This is a genomic window from Erwinia sp. MYb416, from assembly GCF_037479575.1.
Lineage (GTDB): Bacteria > Pseudomonadota > Gammaproteobacteria > Enterobacterales > Enterobacteriaceae > Erwinia > Erwinia rhapontici.
The window spans coordinates 492-1051 of the sequence record NZ_JBBGYT010000192.1 but is presented as its reverse complement, the minus strand read 5'-3'; the positions used below and the strand labels follow the sequence as shown (position 1 = coordinate 1051).

The window sequence follows — 560 nt, the reverse complement described above, 5'->3', positions numbered from 1 at the left end:
GTCGGTGGCCCGCCAGGCGCTGGAGGTGTATGCGCAGTGGGGCAGTGAGGCGGTGCTCGCCAATCAAAACCAGCAGGTGACCCCGGCACTGGAGAAGGTGATTGAGGCCAATATCGTACTTGCCGGGCTGGCCAACAGTGTGCATGACGACCTGCCCACACCCGGAGTGGCGCATGAGATCCACAACCGCCTGACCCACGAACCGGAGCTGCACGATCTGCTGCACGGTGAGAAAGTGGGGTACTGCCTGCTGATCCAGTCACTGCTTGAGCGCGGGCAACAGCCTGATGAGCACCTGGTGAGCTTATTGCGCCAGTACGACAGCCCGCTGACGCTGAGCGCGCTGACGGGCGATGTCGCGGCGCGTTTCCGCCAGATTGCCCGTGAGATTCATTTCCCCGCCGTCAGCCTCACCCTCCTGCCGTTTACAATTACGGTGGAGAAACTGGAGCAGGCATTGGTGGCGACGATAGCGGCGACGTGAATGAATTAAAAACAGTCGGCCAGGATTGAGTATAGAAATCAAACGTATTATTCTGCCCCTGCCAATGGAATCTTTC

The 560-nt window shown here is 59.1% G+C and carries 1 pseudogene; it reads left to right on the top strand.

The annotated features are described in order from the left end of the window. Positions 1-484: pseudogene (locus WH277_RS01815) on the top strand (iron-containing alcohol dehydrogenase family protein); the annotation flags it as partial. Positions 485-560: the final 76 nt, after the last annotated feature.